The sequence below is a fragment of the Mycobacterium sp. genome, assembly GCF_025933915.1.
Classification (GTDB): domain Bacteria; phylum Actinomycetota; class Actinomycetes; order Mycobacteriales; family Mycobacteriaceae; genus Mycobacterium.
The window spans coordinates 1-16,316 of the sequence record NZ_JAICZA010000051.1 but is presented as its reverse complement, the minus strand read 5'-3'; the positions used below and the strand labels follow the sequence as shown (position 1 = coordinate 16,316).

Sequence of the window (16,316 nt, the reverse complement as noted above, 5' to 3'; positions counted from 1 at the left end):
GCGGCGGGGCCTCAGGCACCCGCCGATTCGATATTCGCTGCGCCGGCCCTGCCACACTGCACGTGCAGGAAGCCGTCCACGGCCGCCAGCGCGCATTGGCGGTAGTCGAAATCGGGCAGGGTGGAAAGGCGGCCCAGCACCAGCGGTCCGATAAGCAGGGCGATCGCCCGGGACCGGTCCACCTCCCCCAGCTCGGCGGCCTCCGGGCTGTCGAAAATGGCGTCGAAGGGCTCCGCGTACTGCTGGGCGATGCGCTCGCGCAGGGTGGTGATCGCGGCGCTGTCGGCATTGCGGCTGGACCGGGGGGCGGGCAAGCCCTCCAGGTCGCGACCCAGCGCGAGCCAGGACATGGCGGTCATGACGGTAGGGGCCTGGGCCACGGCATCCGCCTGGGCCAGCACCACGGCGACCAGACGGTCGCGCAGCGAACCCTCGGCCGGTGGGGTGGGTGACACCGGTATCAGGCTGTTGAAAGCCGCTGCCAGTAAATCGTTTCCACTCGGGAAGTGGCGATACAGGGTCGCCCTGGCTACGTTGGCGGTGCGGGTGACCGCGTCGACCGTGACCGCGCTGGGACCCCCGGCGCGCAGTAGTGTGACGGCGGCTTCCAGCAGCCTGGCCCGCGACCTGGCCGGGCGAGGATCGGACGTCTCGGCGGTAATTGCGCCCCACCTCCTGTTTGAAACCAAGACTAATGGTCTATCTACAAGACTATTGGTCTCGAAACTCCGTACGCTCCCGAGGAGGCGCACCGCATGGTCGAAACCCTGGTCCGGCCTGACCAGCGTACTGACGGGATCGGCATCGGCGGTAGCGTCCGGGCACGAAACTGGACGCTGACCGTCGCCTGCATGGGTGTGGCCCTGGTGGTGGCGTCGATGACGGCGCTGAACACCGCGCTCGGCGACCTTGCGGTGGCCACGTCGGCCACCGCGTCCCAGCTGAACTGGGTCGTCGACGGCTACACCGTGGCACTGGCATGCTTGCTGCTGCCGGCCGGCGCAATCGGTGACCGCTATGGCCGCCGCGGTGCGCTGCTGACCGGACTCCTGGTGTTCTCGATCGGCTCGATGACGCCCGCCCTGCTGCACAACCCGTCCCAGATCATCGCGGGCCGGGCGGTGGCCGGGATCGGCGCCGCGTTCGTCATGCCCGCCACGCTGTCGCTGCTGACGGTGGCCTATCCCAAAGACGACCGCACCAAAGCCGTCGGCATCTGGGCCGGGACGGCAGGTTCCGGCGGCGTCCTGGGCATGCTCGGTTCTGGCCTGCTGCTTCGCTTTTGGGACTGGCACGCCATCTTCTGGTCGCTGGGTGTCGCCGGCCTGGTGATTTTCGCGCTGGCCTGCACCGTCGCGTCGTCACGCGACGCGGGCGCTCCCCGGGTCGATGCGCTGGGCGCGGTCCTGATCGGCGCGGCGGTCGCGATCACCGTGGCCGCCATCTTGGAGGCACCCGGGCGCGGCTGGAGCGACCCCCTGGTGTGGGGCGGGCTCGCCGCCGGCGCGGTCATCGCCGCGGCATTCGGTGCCCTCGAGTTGCGCCTGGCATTGCGGGGCAGACAACCGCTGCTGGATGTCCGGTTGTTCGCCGACCCCAATTTCGCCACCGGAGTGACCGCGATCGTCATCCTGTTCGGCGCCACCTTCGGGTTCTTCTACATCGGCATGCAGTACGTGCAGCAGATCATGGGCTACTCCGCGCTGGCGACGGCGACCGCCTTCGGCCCGTTCATGGTGCCGCTGGGCATCTTCTCGGCCCTGTCGTTCTGGTATGTGCCCAAGCTGGGCCTGCGGCTGGTTTTGTTCGTCGGCACCCTGCTGATGGCGGTCGGATTCGGGTGCATGTACGGGCTGGACCTGCACTCGACGTATGTCGAATTCGCCTGGCCCACCCTCATTCTCGCCACCGGCATCGGAATCTGCACGGCACCGACGACTTCGGCGATCATGGGTGCGGTTTCCGACGAGAAGCAGGGGGTCGCGTCCGCCGTCAACGACACGTCGCGCGAAATGGGCGGCGCGCTGGGCATCGCGGTGGCCGGTTCCATCCTGGCGGGCCGCTACTCGCACGAGCTTGCGCCCAGGTTGGCGGGCTTTCCCGGACCGGTCCGCGGTCAGGCCACCGACTCGCTGGCCAAGGCCGTCGAGGTCGCCGCCCGGCTCGGACCCCAGGGGCGGCAGCTGGCCGACATCAGTAAGGCCGCATTCCTGGCGGCCCTGCACGCCTCCACCATCACGATGGCCGCGATCGTCGCCATCGCCGCCATTGCGATCGGGGTGTGGGCTCCCGGCCGCGACGGCCGGCAGCTACGCCCGGTGCGGCGGATGCTGTCCCGCCGGGGTCAGTGAACGAATTCCGCGGCCCGGTGCCCGATCATCACGATCGTGGCGTGCGGACCGCGGCTGGTGATCGCGGGCAGGATCGAGCCATCGATCACCCACAGATTGTCGATGCCGTAGACCCGGCACCGGGGGTCGACGACGGCCCGCGGGTCGCCGTCGATGCCCATCGGCGCCGTGCCGCAGAGATGTTGCGACGTAGACCAGACGGCCGTCGCGGCATCGGTTGTGCCACCCGCCAATTCGCGGGCCAATTCGCTGCCCCGGCGCAGGGCCGCGACGTCGTCGGGTTCGCTGTCGTAGCGGTGCTCGATGCGCGGCGCCACCCCCGGATCCGCCGAGACCAGCGTGAGGCGCCCCCGCGCGCGTGGCCGCATGAGCGCCACCCCGATATGCGGCCAGTCGGCATGCCCGGCGGTGCCGTCGCCGGTCATCGCCACGAACCCACCGGTATACGGCCTGATCTCGAGGCCGTCAGCCGTGTTGAGCACCACCTCGAGCACCGGCCGCCCGGGAGCCACCGCCCAGTCGGTGGGCAGAACCCACTCGGCGTGGTCGCTGAACGACGCCCCCACCGGCAGCGACGTGACCACCGGCACGCCGACGGCGGCCAGCATCCCCGCTTCGCCGATGCCCGAGAGCATGAGAAGATGTGCCGTTTCAATTGCGCCGCCGCACAGGATGATTCGATCGGCGGTGAAGGTGACGTGGCCGTGCGGACCGATCGCATCCACCCCCGCCGCGACGGCCCCCGCGAAACGCACTCGCGCCACCCGGGTCTGAGCGTGCAGGCGCAGGTTCGGCCGGCTCAGCGCCGGGATCAGATACCCCGCGCCGGACCCCCTGCGCACGCCGTCGACGATATTGAGCGGGACCGCGCCTATTCCCGAAATCGCGCTCGCCGTAGCGTCGTTGAGGTCAGCAATCCATTCGAACCCGGCGCGCTCCGCCGCAGCGATGAAACGCTGTGTGGTTCCGGTCATTTCGCGGGTACGACGCACGAGAATGGGGCCGCTGTCGCCATGGGTGGGGCCGACGAAATCCAGGTCGGTCTCGATGGCGCGGAAGCTGTCCAGCACGTCGGACCATCCCCAGCCCGGCATCCCGATGCCGTCGAAATCGCGGGGCAACCCGCGGCAGAAGTAGCCGCCGTTGATCGCGCCCGACCCGCCCACCGTGGCCCCGCGCACGAGGGGATGCTGGCGAGCCGGTTGCTCGGTCAGACGGGTCTGATAACGCCGGACCAGGGGGCTGTCGACGCCTATCGGCAACTGCAACCCGTTGGACGTTTGCGCGAGCAGTCCCGGATCGTCGAGCGCCGGCCCCGCCTCGAGGACGGTCACCGTGCGGCCCGGATCGGCGGAAAGACGTTCCGCGACAACCGATCCAGCACTGCCGGCGCCGACGATCAGCACATCGCTGTGCGAGACGGCTGCGGTCAAGGCGGTGGCTAACTCCGGATCTGGGGTTTCAGGGCGCGCACGTTGCGCTCCCGTAGCACACCCCACCACAACCCGAGGCCGTACGCCAGGTCGTCGACGCGCTTGAGCACCAGGTAGGTCGGCAGTCCGATCGGTTCGACATCGTCACCGACGGCGTCGCGGCGGCGAAGCCAGTCGACCACGCCGTCCATCACTGCCGCGACCACCACCACCCGGCGGAAATGGCGTGACATGGTCGCGGCCACCAACGCCAGCGGCCAATAGTGCCGGCACAGCGCCGACGCCAGCTGCAGCGCCGCCGACCACAGGCCACGGCCGGCGATCATCACGACATCGGTCATCGACGTCTCGGCGCTGCGCATCGCCCGGGCGATCCGGCGACCCGTCAGGACGGCCAGCACGATGGACGCCAGTCGCGACAGCGTGGACCCGAACGCCATCAGAATCCAGGTCATCAGCGCCCAGCCGGAAATCACCACCGGCGCCGTCTTGTCCGGGTGACGCACCGACAGCGGAGCCGCCGAGCCACCGTAAAACGCTTTCCGCGCAAGCCAATCCCGTAGTTCGGTGCGGTGGTCGTGGGCGACCAGCGCGATCGGCTCGTAACGCAACCGGACATTCGACTCGATCAGCCGCCAGCACAGGTCGACGTCCTCGCCGGACTGCAACGTCTCGTCGAACCCGCCGACCTCCCGGATGGCCGAGCACCGACAGATGATCGCCGCGCTGGGGACGTAGGACACCGTGCTGTGGGGCAACACCGGCGCTTCGCGCTCACCGAGGTCGAGCGAGGAGTGCACCGCCTCGTAGCGCGCCACCACGTTCTCGCTGTGCGAAAGGCCGACGATGCGCGGCGCGACCAGCCCCACGGTGGGATCGCAGAAGTGACCGAGCAGAGCTTCCAGCCAGCCCCGGCGTGGCGCCACATCGGAATCCAAGAATGCGACGAAGTCCGTCCGGCAGGCCGCCAGCCCGGTGTTGCGGGCCGCCGCCGGCCCCTTGCTGCGGTGGTGACGCAACACCTCGATGTCGCAGTGCGCGCCGACGAAGTCTTCCGGCTCGACCGAGGGGAACGAGCCGTCGTCGACCACGACGACACGCAGGCCGCGCAGCGAACTCACCAGCCGCCGCACGCCAGAGAGGTTGTTCCGCACCGGAATTACCACGGTCACGTCGTGGTGCGACGGGCCGCCCGCCGGCCGGGGATGCGCCACCGTGGCGTCCAGCAGGGTACGGGCGAGCTGGGCGCTGACATCGTCGCGAACCTTCAGCCGGCCCTCGCAGAGCATGTCCTGTGCGGCCGGCGCCAGCTTCAACAGCCGGGTCGGTGAACCGCCCAGCAGGGCCGAGCCGTCGCCGAGCACCCGCACGCGGCGATCGACCTGGACGGCGAACCCGTCGGGCAGCCGGGCCGCCGGCGCGCTCACGTCAGCATCCCGTTGGGGCCGGGCCCCCACCGGGCGACCCGGCGAACACACTCATCGACCATCCCGGTGAAGATGTGCTCGCCCTCCGCGGCGGTGGCGGTGGTCGGGTCGCCCAGCACGCCGACCGGGCTGACGGCCGCGACTCCCCCACGGCGCATCGACCCGAGCAACTCGGGCAACGGCGCCCGGTTGCCGGCGACCCACCGGTCGGTCAGGACATCGGCCGGCGAGATATGCAGCAACACCGATGTTTCGGTATGACCGGCGTGCGCGTCACCGCCGGCGGCCACACAGGGGCACCATCCGGCGTCACGGCCCTCGGAGCGCAGCCGGGCCACCGCGGCGCCCAGCGCGGTGACGTTGCCGCCGTGGCCGTTGACGAAGACGACGCGCCGGGCCCACGTGGCCGCTGACCTGCCGTACTCGACCAGCAGCAGCGTCAGGGCCTCGGTGCCGAGCGAGATCGTCCCGGCAAAACTCTGGTGTTCGCCGCTCGCGCCGTAGGCGATGGCCGGCGCCACCAGCCACTGGTCTTTCAGACGGGCTTGTGCCCCGCGGGCGACCGCCGCCGCGATCCGGGTGTCGGTATCCAGCGGCAGGTGTGGACCGTGTTGTTCGGTCGACCCCAGCGGAACCATGACCGACGCCGCCTTGCCGGACAGCTGGCTCGACGTCGCTGTTCCTAATTCGCCGAGTACGGGCACTCGGTGATGGTAGGACGAATTCACCTGGCGTGCACCAATTGTTGAATCTTGAAAATATCTTTTTTCCCACGCCGTTCACCGGGCATTCGAATTGTGGGCTCGTTCGTCACGGTTATCCCGCCCGTACCACGATTTCCGCGACCGTCAAATAATTCGGACAAAGCCGCCCTGGATAGCCCGGCTTACGTTATCCGCCGGTCGACGGCACGCCCAGCGCCCGGGTGAAACCGGGCGGCACCAGGATGTCGTCGGGACCCAGGTCATGAACCGAGGAATGCCCCAGACCCATCAGCGCCGAGTCGATGCCGCCGCGCAAGATGTCGAGGACGTTCTCCACGCCCGGTTGGCCCGCCGCGGCCAGGCCCCACAGGTATGCCCGGCCGATCATCACCGCGCGCGCCCCCAGCGCCACGGCCTTGACGACGTCACTCCCGCGCCGGATGCCGCCGTCGAGCAACACCTCGACCTGATCGCCGACGGCCGCGGCTATCGCGGGCAGGGCGCGAATCGAGGCCGGGGTGCCGTCCAGGTTGTTGCCTCCGTGGTTCGACACCGAGATCGCCGAAACCCCTGCGTCCACAGCCTTTTTGGCGTCATCGACGCGTATCACGCCCTTGAGCATGAACGGACCGCCCCACAGTTCGCGAAGCCAGGCGATGTCTTCCCAGGTCGGCGGCGGGGTCGCCATCCATTCGCCGTAGGCGTCGAAGAAGGGGGGCCCGGGCTCGCCGCGACGGCCCTGGTTGGGCACCCGCAGCTCCGGCGGCCGCATGGTCTTCGCCCACTGCAAAAACCACCGCGGCTTGGTGATGACCTCCGGGCTCATCTTGACGATGGTCTTCAGGTCCATCTTCTCCGGGATCGAGGGGCTGCCCCAGTCCCGGCCGTGCGAGAAGGTCCAGTCGGTGGTGACGATCAGGCCCACCGCCCCGGCCGCCCGGGCGCGCTCGACCCGCGCGGCGATCGCGTCGCGGTCACCCAGCCAGTACACCTGGAAGAACAACTGGGGGTTCGCCGCGATGACCTCTTCGATCGGCTTGCTGGCGAACGAGGACAGGCCCATGGCGGTGCCGCGGGCGGCGGCGGCCCGCGCGACGGCCACCTCGCCATCGGGGTGCACGGCCTGCACGCCGGTCGGCGAGATCAGCACCGGCATCGAAATATCCTGGCCCATAACGCTGGTCGACATGTCGCGCTTTTCCGGCGCGCCGACGACATGGGGAGCGAAACCGAGCTCACCGAATGCTCCGACGTTGTCGGAAACCGTGATTCCCTTTTCGCTGGCCGAAACCAGCGACGAATAGGCCGATTTCGGCAATCGGCGCTTCGCGCGTTGCTGCGCGATGGCAACGGTTTCAAACCATTTGTCGGCCATCGTCACACCGGACTTTCATTACACGGGCGGTTCGGTGGCTTCGCGGGGGTGATTGCCGGCGGCCGCAGCGACAGCGTGAGCGGCACCGGTTGGCGGATGCGCTTCCCGCGGGAGTGGTCGGCCCGCGGGTGGGGTGTCTCACGGTCGTGCGCCAGCGCCGACGCGCTGTGGCCCTGGACGCATTCGGGGTCCGGGCCGTCCAGCGGCAGGCCGGTGAAGAACTTGGCGGCCATGCATCCGCCCCGGCAGCTGTCGTAGTGCTCGCAGCTGCCGCAGGCGCCCGCCGACTGCGGTTCGCGCAGCTCGAGGAACAGCGGGGCGTTTTTCCATACGTTGTCAAAACCGCCGTCAGAGAGCACATTTCCGGCCAGGAAGCGGTCATGGATGGCGAACGGGCAGGCATACACGTCGCCGACCGGGTCGATCAGGCACACCACGCGGCCCGCCCCGCACATGTTCAGACCGGCCAGCGCGCCGGATTGGCCGAGCGGAGCCAGGTGGAAGAAGGAGTCGCCGGTGAGCACCCGCTCGCCCTTGGCGACCAGCCAGTCATACAGCTGGACCTGCTGGTCGGCGGTGGGATGCAGCTCTTCCCAGACATCGGCGCCACGCCCGGACGGGCGCAGCCGGGTGATCCGCAGCGTGGCACCGTAACGGCTTGCCAGCGCGGCGAATTCGTCGAGCTGATCGACGTTGTGCCGGGTGACGACCACGGAGATCTTCGCGTCGGCAAACCCGGCCTCCGCAAGGTTCTCCAGCGCGCGCACCGCCATGTCGTACGACCCGGGTCCGCGGATCGCGTCGTTGACCTCGGCGGTGGCGCCGTCCAGTGAGATCTGCACGTCCACGTAGTCGCTGGCCGCCAACCGCGCGGCGACCTCGGGCGTGATCCGGACGCCGTTGGTGGAGAACTTCACGCCGACGTGGTGGGCGGTCGCGTAGTCGACCAGCTCCCAAAAGTCCGGGCGCACAGTGGGTTCCCCGCCACCAATGTTGACGTAGAACACCTGCATGCGTTCCAGCTCATCGATGATGTCCATGCATTGACGGGTCGACAGCTCTCGCGGATCCCGCTTGCCCGACGACGACAGGCAGTGCACGCACGCCAGGTTGCAGGCGTAGGTGAGTTCCCAGGTGAGGCAGATGGGTGCGTCGAGCCCGTGCTCGAACTGGTCGATCAGGCGCGGTACGGCCGCTTGGGGCGGTGCGGTCATTGATGGTCCTCTCGGGGCACCAGCATCTTGGAGTCGACGAGCACACCCAACGCGTGCAGGTAGGGACCCTGCCCGGCGTCGTCGATGCCCGCCGCGCGACAGGCGGAGCGGACATCGGGGTGGTAGGCCAGCGACTGCACCACCGCGAGGATGGTGCGGTTCTTCAGGAACGACAGCTTGCGGGTGCCGAAATGGTAGAGCAGCGCGCCGAACGGTTCCGGCCGCACCGCCACCTGCGGGTGCAGTCGCCAGCCGCGATCAGGATCGAACACGGTGTCGCCGACGGGGCGATGCGTGTGGGCCTGCGCGGGCGCAGGCACGGTCAGTAGACCCCGCACATGCCGTCGATGGAGACCTCTTCGACCAGGGTCTCGGTGACGAGTTGGGTGTCAGTTTCGGTTTCGTGGTCCACGGGGCCTTGCCTTTCGTCCGGTCTTGACAACGATGGGGTCTGAGTCACACTCGACGCCAGAATATGGCATCGAGTGCCGAAATGGAAGGGCGGGGTCCGAAGATGCCGCAGCCGCGGGTGGGCAGGCGCCGCTCGACCACGCCGGCCCAGATCACCGACGTCGCCATCGACCTGTTCACGGCCCGCGGGTTCGCCGACGTCAGCGTCGACGATGTCGCCCAGGCCGCCGGCATCGCCCGCCGCACGCTCTTCCGCTACTACGCGTCCAAGAACGCCATCCCGTGGGGCGATTTCGACACCCACCTCGCCCACCTACGGGACTTGCTCGACAACGTGGATTCTCGGGTGCGCCTGGGCGACGCACTGCGCGCTGCGCTGTTGGCGTTCAATACCTTTGACGAATCCGAGACCGCCCGGCACCGCCAGCGCATGAGGGTGATCCTGCAAACCGCTGAGCTACAAGCCTATTCGATGACGATGTACGCCGGTTGGCGCGAGGTGATCGCCGGGTTCGTGGCCCGCCGTTGCGATTGCAAGACAACCGATCTGCTGCCCCGGACCGCCGCCTGGACGATGCTGGGGGTCGCGCTGTCGGCATACGAACACTGGCTGAGCGATGAATCCGTCCCGTTGCCGGTCGCCCTGGGCGATGCCTTCGACATCGTCGGCGCCGGACTGAACCGGCTGGACAATTGAGCGTCGAGCACCTGGTGCACACGCTGCGAGCCCAGGGCAGGTTCTGCGCCGCGTCGGGCTCGGCGATGTACGGCGACCTGTTCGAGCTGGTGGCCACCGACGTCGCGGGCGACGGCGTGTTCGCGACCATCCTGTCCGGGCACCGGGACGCCCCGTCCCGCGACGCGGTACCGCTTCGGTTGCTCGGCGGGCTGCACCGGCTGGTGCTCGACGGCCGCGCGGCGCGGTTACGCCGCTGGTACCCCAGCACCGGGGGAAGCTGGGATCCCACATCGGCCTGGCCGCAAATCCGCGACACCGCGGCCGGCCACGCCGATGCCCTGCGCACGGCGTTGGATCAACCACCGCAGACCAATGAGGTGGGCCGATCGGCCGCACTGATCGGCGGGTTGCTGCGCATCAATGAATTCGATTTGCCCATACGGCTTTTCGAGATCGGTTCAAGCGCGGGCCTTAACCTGCGAGCGGACCATTACCGCTATCGCTTCGCCGGGGGCCAGTGGGGGCCGGCCGACTCGCCGGTGACCATCGATGACGCGTGGCGCGGCACACTGCCGCCCGGGCGCGGGGTGTGGATCGTCGAGCGGCGTGGGTGCGACATCGCTCCCATCGACGTCGGCTGTGCCGACGGGGAGACGACCGTGCTGAGTTACGTCTGGCCCGACCAGGGCGCGCGGCTCGCGCGGCTCCGCGGGGCGATCGAGGTCGCCCGCCGGGTCCCGGCCCGACTCGAGCGCCAGACGGCGGCCAGCGCGCTCGCCGGCGTGGCGCTGGCCGACGGCGCGCTGACCGTCGTGTGGCATTCGATCACCTGGCAATACCTGTCCACCGCCGAACGCGATGCGGTGCGCGCTCAGCTGGCACGGCTGGCCGCGCTCGCGGACAGCCGCTCACCGTTCGCCCACCTCACGATGGAACCCGCGCGCGACGGGCCCGGCGCACCGATCAGGTTCACGGTGTGCGCCCGCAGCTGGCCGAATGGCGATTCGCGTGTTCTGGGTGAATGCCATCCGCACGGCCCACCGGTGCACTGGCAGTAGGGTTTTCGCGAACGTCTAGGTTCCCATGAAGGTCATCGGGTCGTGCAGCACCCGGGTGCCGTCGTGCAGTCCCTCGATGGCCTCCATGTGCTCGGGCTCCAGGGTGAAGTCGAACACGTCCAGGTTCTGGGCGACACGTTCGGGCTTGGACGACCGCGAGACGACCACGTTGTCCAACTGCAGGTTCCAACGGACCAGCACCTGCGCGGGCGTGCGGCCGTACTCGGCGGCGATCGCCGTGACGGTCGGGTCCTCGAGCATTTTGCCGACGCCCAGCGGGCTGTAGGACTGCGTGGTCACGTCGTGCTGGGCGTGGGCCTGGCGCAGTTCGGCCTGGTTGAGGCGCGGGTGCAGCTCGACCTGGTTCACCGCGGGCACCTCGGCGGTCTCCTCGATGACCGTCGCCAGCAGTTCCTCGGTGAAGTTGCAGACGCCGATCGAGCGGATGTGGCCTGCTTCGCGGGCGACCTTCATGCCCTCGAAGCTCTCCACGTACTTGCCCAGCTTCGGCGCCGGCCAGTGGATCAGGTAGAGGTCGAGGTAATCCAGCCCGAGTCGGTCGAGGCTCTCCTTGCACGACTCCTGGGCACTGTGGAAGCCCTGCTTCGAGGTGCCCAGCTTGGTGGCGACGAACAATTCCTCGCGGGGAATGCCCGACGCGGCTATCGCACGGCCGACGGCTTCTTCGTTTCCGTAAGAGGCAGCGGTGTCGATGAGGCGGCAGCCGGCTTCCAGGGCCGCGAGTACCGAGCTTTCCGTCTCCACATCGGACAACTTGGCTACCCCCAAGCCAAGCACGGGCATCTTCGCCTCGTCGTTGAGAGCGACGGTCGGAATCGCGCTGGGAGCGCTGTATATCTCATCAATCACTGTCACTTGTCAATCACCTGCCTGCCAAGTTGGGTACTGGGATATCTGGATTAGAACGATCAGCGGCGGCCGCTGAGCCGGGCGGTTACAGCCAACCCATTGCATTGCGCAAGGTCCCGGTCATCGTTCGCTTGGAGACACTAACGGAGCTCGGCAACCGATGCACAGGACTCGGCGATCCCCGTCGTCGCAGCAAAAACCGTCGGCTATCGAAGCTACGCTCTTCCAGCCCAATAGGTTTGGCGCCGACGTGCTGGCAATTTTGTGGTCCCGACTACATGCGCAGCCGGTTGCCCACCTTCGGCCATTCAAAACATCGACGGCCCGTGATGTGCATCACCATCGAATTGGGCTGTGTTCCATGCCTAATTCGCGCCAAAGTCCCAGTAAGACGACGGTGGCTGGCGAAAACCACGACGATCTAAGCGCTTTCGATCGACAATCGATCCAGCGGGGTGCCTGTGACGCGAAATCGCTTACCCCTTATGCTCGAAAAGCGCCGAACGCACGCCAACAACGGAAGCGAGGCCAATCTTTCCCATGAAGACAATGCAAGAATTTTTCGAAATCGCCTGGCAAGCAACGCAAATCGGTGCCACCACGCTCAGGAAGTCGCAACCGAGTTCGGTGCAGCACAAAGGCGACCGCGACCTGGTCACCGACATCGATCTGGCGATCCAGCGCGACATCGCCGACTACCTGGCCCAAACCACACCTGACATCGCATTACTGGCCGAAGAGTCCGAGCAACAGCCGGACATCGAAAATTCCGAGTGGCTCTGGGTGCTCGACCCCATCGACGGAACATCGAACTTCGTCCACGGGCTCCCGCTGTGCGCGGTATCGCTCGCCCTGCTGCGGGGCGGGCGCACCGTCGTCGCCGTCACCCACGCTCCCCTGCTCGCCAAGACCTACCACGCCATCGACGGCAAGGGTGCGTTCCTGGGCGGCCGGCGGATCAACGCCAGCGCCACCGATAGCCTCAGCGGGGCCATCGTGTCCCTTGGCGACTACGCCGTCGGCCACGACGCCGGCAGGCTGAATCAGCACCGGCTGGCGCTCACCGCCGAGCTGGTGCCCCGCGTCGAGCGCATCCGCATGATCGGGGCGGCGACGCTGGACCTCGCCTTCGTCGCCGAGGGCGCGCTGGACGCCTGCGTGATGATGTCCAACAAGCCCTGGGACACCGCCGCCGGGACGCTGATCGCCCGCGAAGCGGGGGCGCAGCTCACCGACGCGCACGGCAATCCCCACACCCACAAGTCCGCGTCGACCGTCATCAGCGCGCCGGGCATCGCCGAGCAGCTCGCGACGGTCATCAAGAACACCGAGATCCCCAGCGACCGGTACGCGGCCGCCGTCGGCTGACGCCGAATAGCCAACCGGGACAACCAAAAAGGCGGTCAGCCCAGCATTTCGGCGATCGGCACCGCGGCGGCGATCTTGGCGCGGGTCTTCATAACCTTGCCGGGCATCCCGCCGCCCACCACGCCGACCAGGGCCCCGTCGCGTTCGTAGTAGGCCAGGAACTTGCGCCCGTCGTCCTCGACGATATGGACGATGTCGCCGGCCTCCGGCTCGCCGAGGCACTGGATCTTGACGTCGTACTGGTCACTCCAGAAGTAGGGGACGACCACCACGGGAGGCACGTCCTGCCCCAGCATCGCGGGCACCGCGGCTCGCGCCTGATCGGCGACGTTGCTCCAATGTTCCACGCGCCCTTGGTGTCCCGTCGCGTCACGCCACGACGCGACATCACCGAGCGCCCACACGTTGGGCGCGCTGGTGCGTCCGGCCTCGTCGCAGATGACGCCGTTGTCGACGGTGACGCCGCTGCCCTCGAGCCATTCGGTCGCCGGGCGCGACCCGATGCCCACCACTACCACGTCGGCCGTCAGCTCGGTGCCGTCGCTCAACACCACCGCCTCGACGCGGGTGTCACCCCGCACCTCCGCCACGCCGACCCCGAGGCGGACGTCGACGCCTTCGGCGCGGTGCAGGCGGGCCACCAGCGCACCGATCTGCTCGCCGAGCACCGCGGCCAGCGGTGTCGGCTGCGGCTCCACCAGCACCACGTCCACCCCCAGGCTGCGCAGGCTGGCCGCCACCTCGCAGCCGATGAAGCCGGCGCCGATGACGACCGCCCGCTGCGCCGCGGACGCGTGCTCGCGCAGCGCCAGGCACTCGTCAAACGATCGCAGCACGCGGATGCCCTCGAGATCGGGGATCGCCGGGATGCGGCGCGGCACCAGTCCCGTGGCGATGACGAGTTCGTCGTAGCGCAGCGTCGTCCCGTCGTCGAGCGTCACCGTCTGCGCCGCGGTGTCCAGACTGCTGGCGGCCGACCCCAGGCGCAGGGTGACGCCGTTCTCGTCGTACCACTCGCGCGGTTTGAGCGCGGTGTCGTCGACCTCTTTGCGCAGCACCTCTTTGGACAGCGGCGGGCGGTCATACGGCAGGTGAGCCTCGTCGCTGACGATCGTGATGGGCCCCGAATACTCCGATTTCCGCAGCTGCTCGGCGGTGCGGGCGGCGGCCAATCCGCCACCCACGATCACGATTCCGTTGGTGGCGCTTTCGTCACTACTCACGTGGAGTTCTTAGCACGGTGGCCGGTCAGTACTTTAGGGCACCCTTATCCACGGGGATCTGCGAACCGGTGAGTGTGCCCGACCCGTCGCCGGCGAGCCATGCCACGACGTCGGCCACTTCGCCGGCCGTCATGAAGCCGTTGGGCTGCACCGGCATTGGCGGGAAGCTGTGCACGAAGCTGGGATGCCTGGCAAAGATCTCCATCATCGCCTCGGGCTCGATCATCGGGGTTTCGACCGAGTACGGATGGATGGAGTTGACCCGGATGCCATATTCGCCGAGCTCGATGGCAAGCGTGTTGGTGAGCGCGGTGAGCCCGTGCTTGCTGGCCGAGTAGTGGCCGTTGCCCGGTGTGGCCTTGAGTCCCGCCGACGAGCTGACCACCACGATGGAACCACCGTTGCCCGCCTCGATCATCGCGGGCACGGTGGCGCGCAGCGTGCGCCAGGTGCCGGTCAGGTTGACGCCGATGACCGTGTCCCACTGCTCATCGGTGAGCTCCCAAATGCGGCCCCAGCTCAGCACTCCGGCGTTGGCCACCACGATGTCGAGCCGGCCGAACTGTTCCATCCCGTCGGCCACCAGCTCCCGCAGCGCGGCGTCGTCGCGGATGTCGACCTCGCGGGCCAGGATCTTGCGTCCCTGGCTTTCCACCAGGCGCGCGGTCTCGTCGAGGTCCTCGCGGGTGGCGGGCGCGTACGTCACGCTGGCGGACGCCGGCGCGCAGATGTCCAGCGCGATGATGTCGGCGCCGTCGGCGGCCAGCCGCTCCGCGTGCGACCGTCCCTGGCCCCGGGCGGCCCCGGTGATGAACGCCACCCGTCCCTGCAGTGATCCGGCCTGTTGCGCCACGTGTAACCCCTTCGACCGCCGATAGACCAAGCCAGGCTAGCAGCGGAACTGAAACGTGTTCTAATTCACCCGTCGGTCGCCGGAAGCGCCGCTAGATTTCGGAGATGATCTGCGCGCGCCGGCTGTTGTATTCCTGGTCGGTCAGCGCCCCGCTGGCGCGCAGGTCGTTCAGTTCTTGCAGCCGCGCGGCGATCGACGGTTCGGGCGGCGTGGCGACCGCCGCCGGAGCCCCCGCGGGCGCCGCGGCCGGTGCCGGCTGGGCAGCCGGGGCCTGTTGTTCGACCGCCCGGCGCACCACCGCCTGAATCTGACCGCGCAGCGCCGGGTTCGACCGGATGTCGACCATCCGGTTGAGCGGAACGTTGTTGGCCTTGAGGATCTGCAGGATCTCCATCAGCGGGCCCGCCTGTCCGCTCAGGTCGTAGGTCTGGTTGTCCTCGGCCACCGTGAACTGCGCGGGCATCAGACCGTTGACCAAAGCGCTTCGCTCCCAGTCGATTCGGTATTCATTGGTGGTGGGGTTGACCAGCACCACCACCTTGCGGGCGTTGAGGTTGCCGAGCCGGGTAACGCTGGCGATCACGCGGTCTTCGCTGTCGAAGGGCAGGAATCCGGGGCCGGCGATGTGCAGGTGCACCTTGACGACCTGTTGGTTGTTGACCCACGTGCCCGTCTCGGTGATGCCGGTGATCTGGGCGAGCGCCAGCACGCCGCTCTGCTCGAGCGCGGCCACCTTGGCGGACGACCTGGCCCCGTAGTTCGCCAGCGCGAGTGCGACCAGCACGTCGGCCACGGTGATGAGCAGGCCGACGTAGAACATCCACTGCAACAGGTTGTCGAGCCCCATGACGAAGTAGACGACCAAGAAAATCGGGCCGACGAGGCCGCCGCACAGCAAAACGACCAACTGTGCCTTCAGGTAGCGCGCTAACACTTGCCCCTCCTCGGCTTGCTGGGGATTTGTGTCAGATTAGCGCTCGCGGCCACGCCGCGAACGCGATACGCGCAAACCGGCTTCGGCCGCCTACCGGCGGTCGCGGCCGCAGCGGGCCGACGCCATCAAGCGAGCGTATCGGGCGGCACGACCGGCACCCGGCGCACCGGCGCCTGCGCCCCCGAAGGGGAAGCCGGGGAGTGCGGTGCCGTCCGCGGCGATACCGGCAGCGTCGTGGCGGGGGACGGCTGCGCCGCCACCTCGGGCTGCAGGGATGCGGCGGCCGGGCCGGGCGATGCCGATGCCGCGGGCTGGACGGCGGCCGGGGAACTGGCCGGGGCGTAAGCCGGCGTCGCCACCCGCGCCGGCCCGGCCGGGGCGGTGGCCGAGGCCAGCGTCGCCGATCCCGCCGGCGC

At 68.5% G+C, this 16,316-nt stretch carries 16 protein-coding genes and 1 pseudogene; 4 read left to right on the top strand and 13 right to left on the bottom strand.

Annotation, left to right across the window (positions count from 1 at the left end):
• Window positions 1-11 precede the first annotated feature (11 nt).
• Entirely contained in the window at window positions 12-611 is a 600-nt protein-coding gene (locus tag Q0W90_RS10560) for a TetR/AcrR family transcriptional regulator (protein ID WP_297774478.1), read from the bottom strand.
• A 144-nt stretch (window positions 612-755) separates the two neighbouring features.
• On the opposite strand from Q0W90_RS10560, the gene Q0W90_RS10555 reads away from it, so the two are divergent.
• The gene (locus Q0W90_RS10555; RefSeq protein WP_297774468.1) at window positions 756-2,351 is read left to right on the top strand and encodes an MFS transporter; all 1,596 of its coding nucleotides are present in this window, start codon (window positions 756-758) and stop codon (window positions 2,349-2,351) included.
• Here the strand turns inward: Q0W90_RS10555 and mftG are convergent.
• From mftG to mftA, 7 genes are all read right to left on the bottom strand, one after another.
• On the bottom strand, window positions 2,345-3,784 hold the full coding sequence (gene mftG, locus Q0W90_RS10550) for a mycofactocin system GMC family oxidoreductase MftG (protein ID WP_297598824.1): 1,440 nt from the start codon (window positions 3,782-3,784) through the stop codon (window positions 2,345-2,347). The genes Q0W90_RS10555 and mftG overlap by 7 nt on opposite strands.
• 8 nt (window positions 3,785-3,792) lie before the next feature.
• On the bottom strand, window positions 3,793-5,211 hold the full coding sequence (gene mftF, locus Q0W90_RS10545; RefSeq protein WP_297598821.1) for a mycofactocin biosynthesis glycosyltransferase MftF: 1,419 nt from the start codon (window positions 5,209-5,211) through the stop codon (window positions 3,793-3,795).
• Window positions 5,208-5,939, bottom strand: a complete 732-nt coding sequence (gene mftE, locus Q0W90_RS10540) for a mycofactocin biosynthesis peptidyl-dipeptidase MftE (protein ID WP_297598819.1) — start codon at window positions 5,937-5,939, stop codon at window positions 5,208-5,210. Before mftE ends, mftF begins: the two co-directional genes overlap by 4 nt.
• A gap of 163 nt (window positions 5,940-6,102) precedes the next feature.
• Window positions 6,103-7,290, bottom strand: a complete 1,188-nt coding sequence (gene mftD, locus Q0W90_RS10535) for a pre-mycofactocin synthase MftD (protein WP_297774465.1) — start codon at window positions 7,288-7,290, stop codon at window positions 6,103-6,105.
• A 2-nt stretch (window positions 7,291-7,292) separates the two neighbouring features.
• A complete protein-coding gene (mftC, locus tag Q0W90_RS10530; RefSeq protein ID WP_297598815.1) occupies window positions 7,293-8,504 on the bottom strand; it encodes a mycofactocin radical SAM maturase in 1,212 nt (403 codons plus the stop codon).
• A complete protein-coding gene (gene mftB, locus Q0W90_RS10525; protein WP_297598813.1) occupies window positions 8,501-8,842 on the bottom strand; it encodes a mycofactocin biosynthesis chaperone MftB in 342 nt (113 codons plus the stop codon). The genes mftC and mftB overlap by 4 nt, the downstream gene beginning before the upstream one ends.
• Window positions 8,827-8,916: a mycofactocin precursor MftA gene (gene mftA / locus Q0W90_RS10520; protein ID WP_007773607.1), complete on the bottom strand. Its 90-nt coding sequence runs from the start codon at window positions 8,914-8,916 to the stop codon at window positions 8,827-8,829. The genes mftB and mftA overlap by 16 nt, the downstream gene beginning before the upstream one ends.
• A gap of 102 nt (window positions 8,917-9,018) precedes the next feature.
• On the opposite strand from mftA, the gene mftR reads away from it, so the two are divergent.
• A complete protein-coding gene (gene mftR / locus Q0W90_RS10515; RefSeq protein ID WP_297598805.1) occupies window positions 9,019-9,612 on the top strand; it encodes a mycofactocin system transcriptional regulator in 594 nt (197 codons plus the stop codon).
• Entirely contained in the window at window positions 9,609-10,652 is a 1,044-nt protein-coding gene (locus tag Q0W90_RS10510) for a DUF2332 family protein (protein WP_297598803.1), read from the top strand. The genes mftR and Q0W90_RS10510 overlap by 4 nt, the downstream gene beginning before the upstream one ends.
• A gap of 15 nt (window positions 10,653-10,667) precedes the next feature.
• Here the strand turns inward: Q0W90_RS10510 and Q0W90_RS10505 are convergent, their stop codons facing one another.
• Window positions 10,668-11,528 carry an aldo/keto reductase gene (locus tag Q0W90_RS10505; RefSeq protein WP_297699924.1) on the bottom strand — a complete coding sequence of 287 codons (861 nt, stop codon included), beginning with the start codon at window positions 11,526-11,528 and terminating at the stop codon, window positions 10,668-10,670.
• A gap of 534 nt (window positions 11,529-12,062) precedes the next feature.
• Between Q0W90_RS10505 and Q0W90_RS10500 the strand changes: the two genes are divergently transcribed.
• Complete coding sequence (locus Q0W90_RS10500; protein WP_297598799.1) at window positions 12,063-12,890, top strand: inositol monophosphatase family protein; 828 nt, start codon at window positions 12,063-12,065, stop codon at window positions 12,888-12,890.
• A 35-nt stretch (window positions 12,891-12,925) separates the two neighbouring features.
• On the opposite strand, the gene Q0W90_RS10495 is transcribed toward Q0W90_RS10500, so the two are convergent.
• The 4 genes and pseudogenes from Q0W90_RS10495 to Q0W90_RS10480 all read right to left on the bottom strand — a co-directional run.
• Entirely contained in the window at window positions 12,926-14,113 is a 1,188-nt protein-coding gene (locus Q0W90_RS10495; protein ID WP_297598796.1) for an FAD-dependent oxidoreductase, read from the bottom strand.
• 25 nt (window positions 14,114-14,138) lie between these two features.
• Window positions 14,139-14,966: a mycofactocin-coupled SDR family oxidoreductase gene (locus tag Q0W90_RS10490; protein ID WP_297598794.1), complete on the bottom strand. Its 828-nt coding sequence runs from the start codon at window positions 14,964-14,966 to the stop codon at window positions 14,139-14,141.
• A gap of 91 nt (window positions 14,967-15,057) precedes the next feature.
• Complete coding sequence (locus Q0W90_RS10485) at window positions 15,058-15,900, bottom strand: SHOCT domain-containing protein (protein WP_297598792.1); 843 nt, start codon at window positions 15,898-15,900, stop codon at window positions 15,058-15,060.
• Window positions 15,901-16,025: 125 nt separating this feature from the next.
• A pseudogene (locus Q0W90_RS10480) lies at window positions 16,026-16,316 on the bottom strand (PE family protein); the annotation flags it as partial.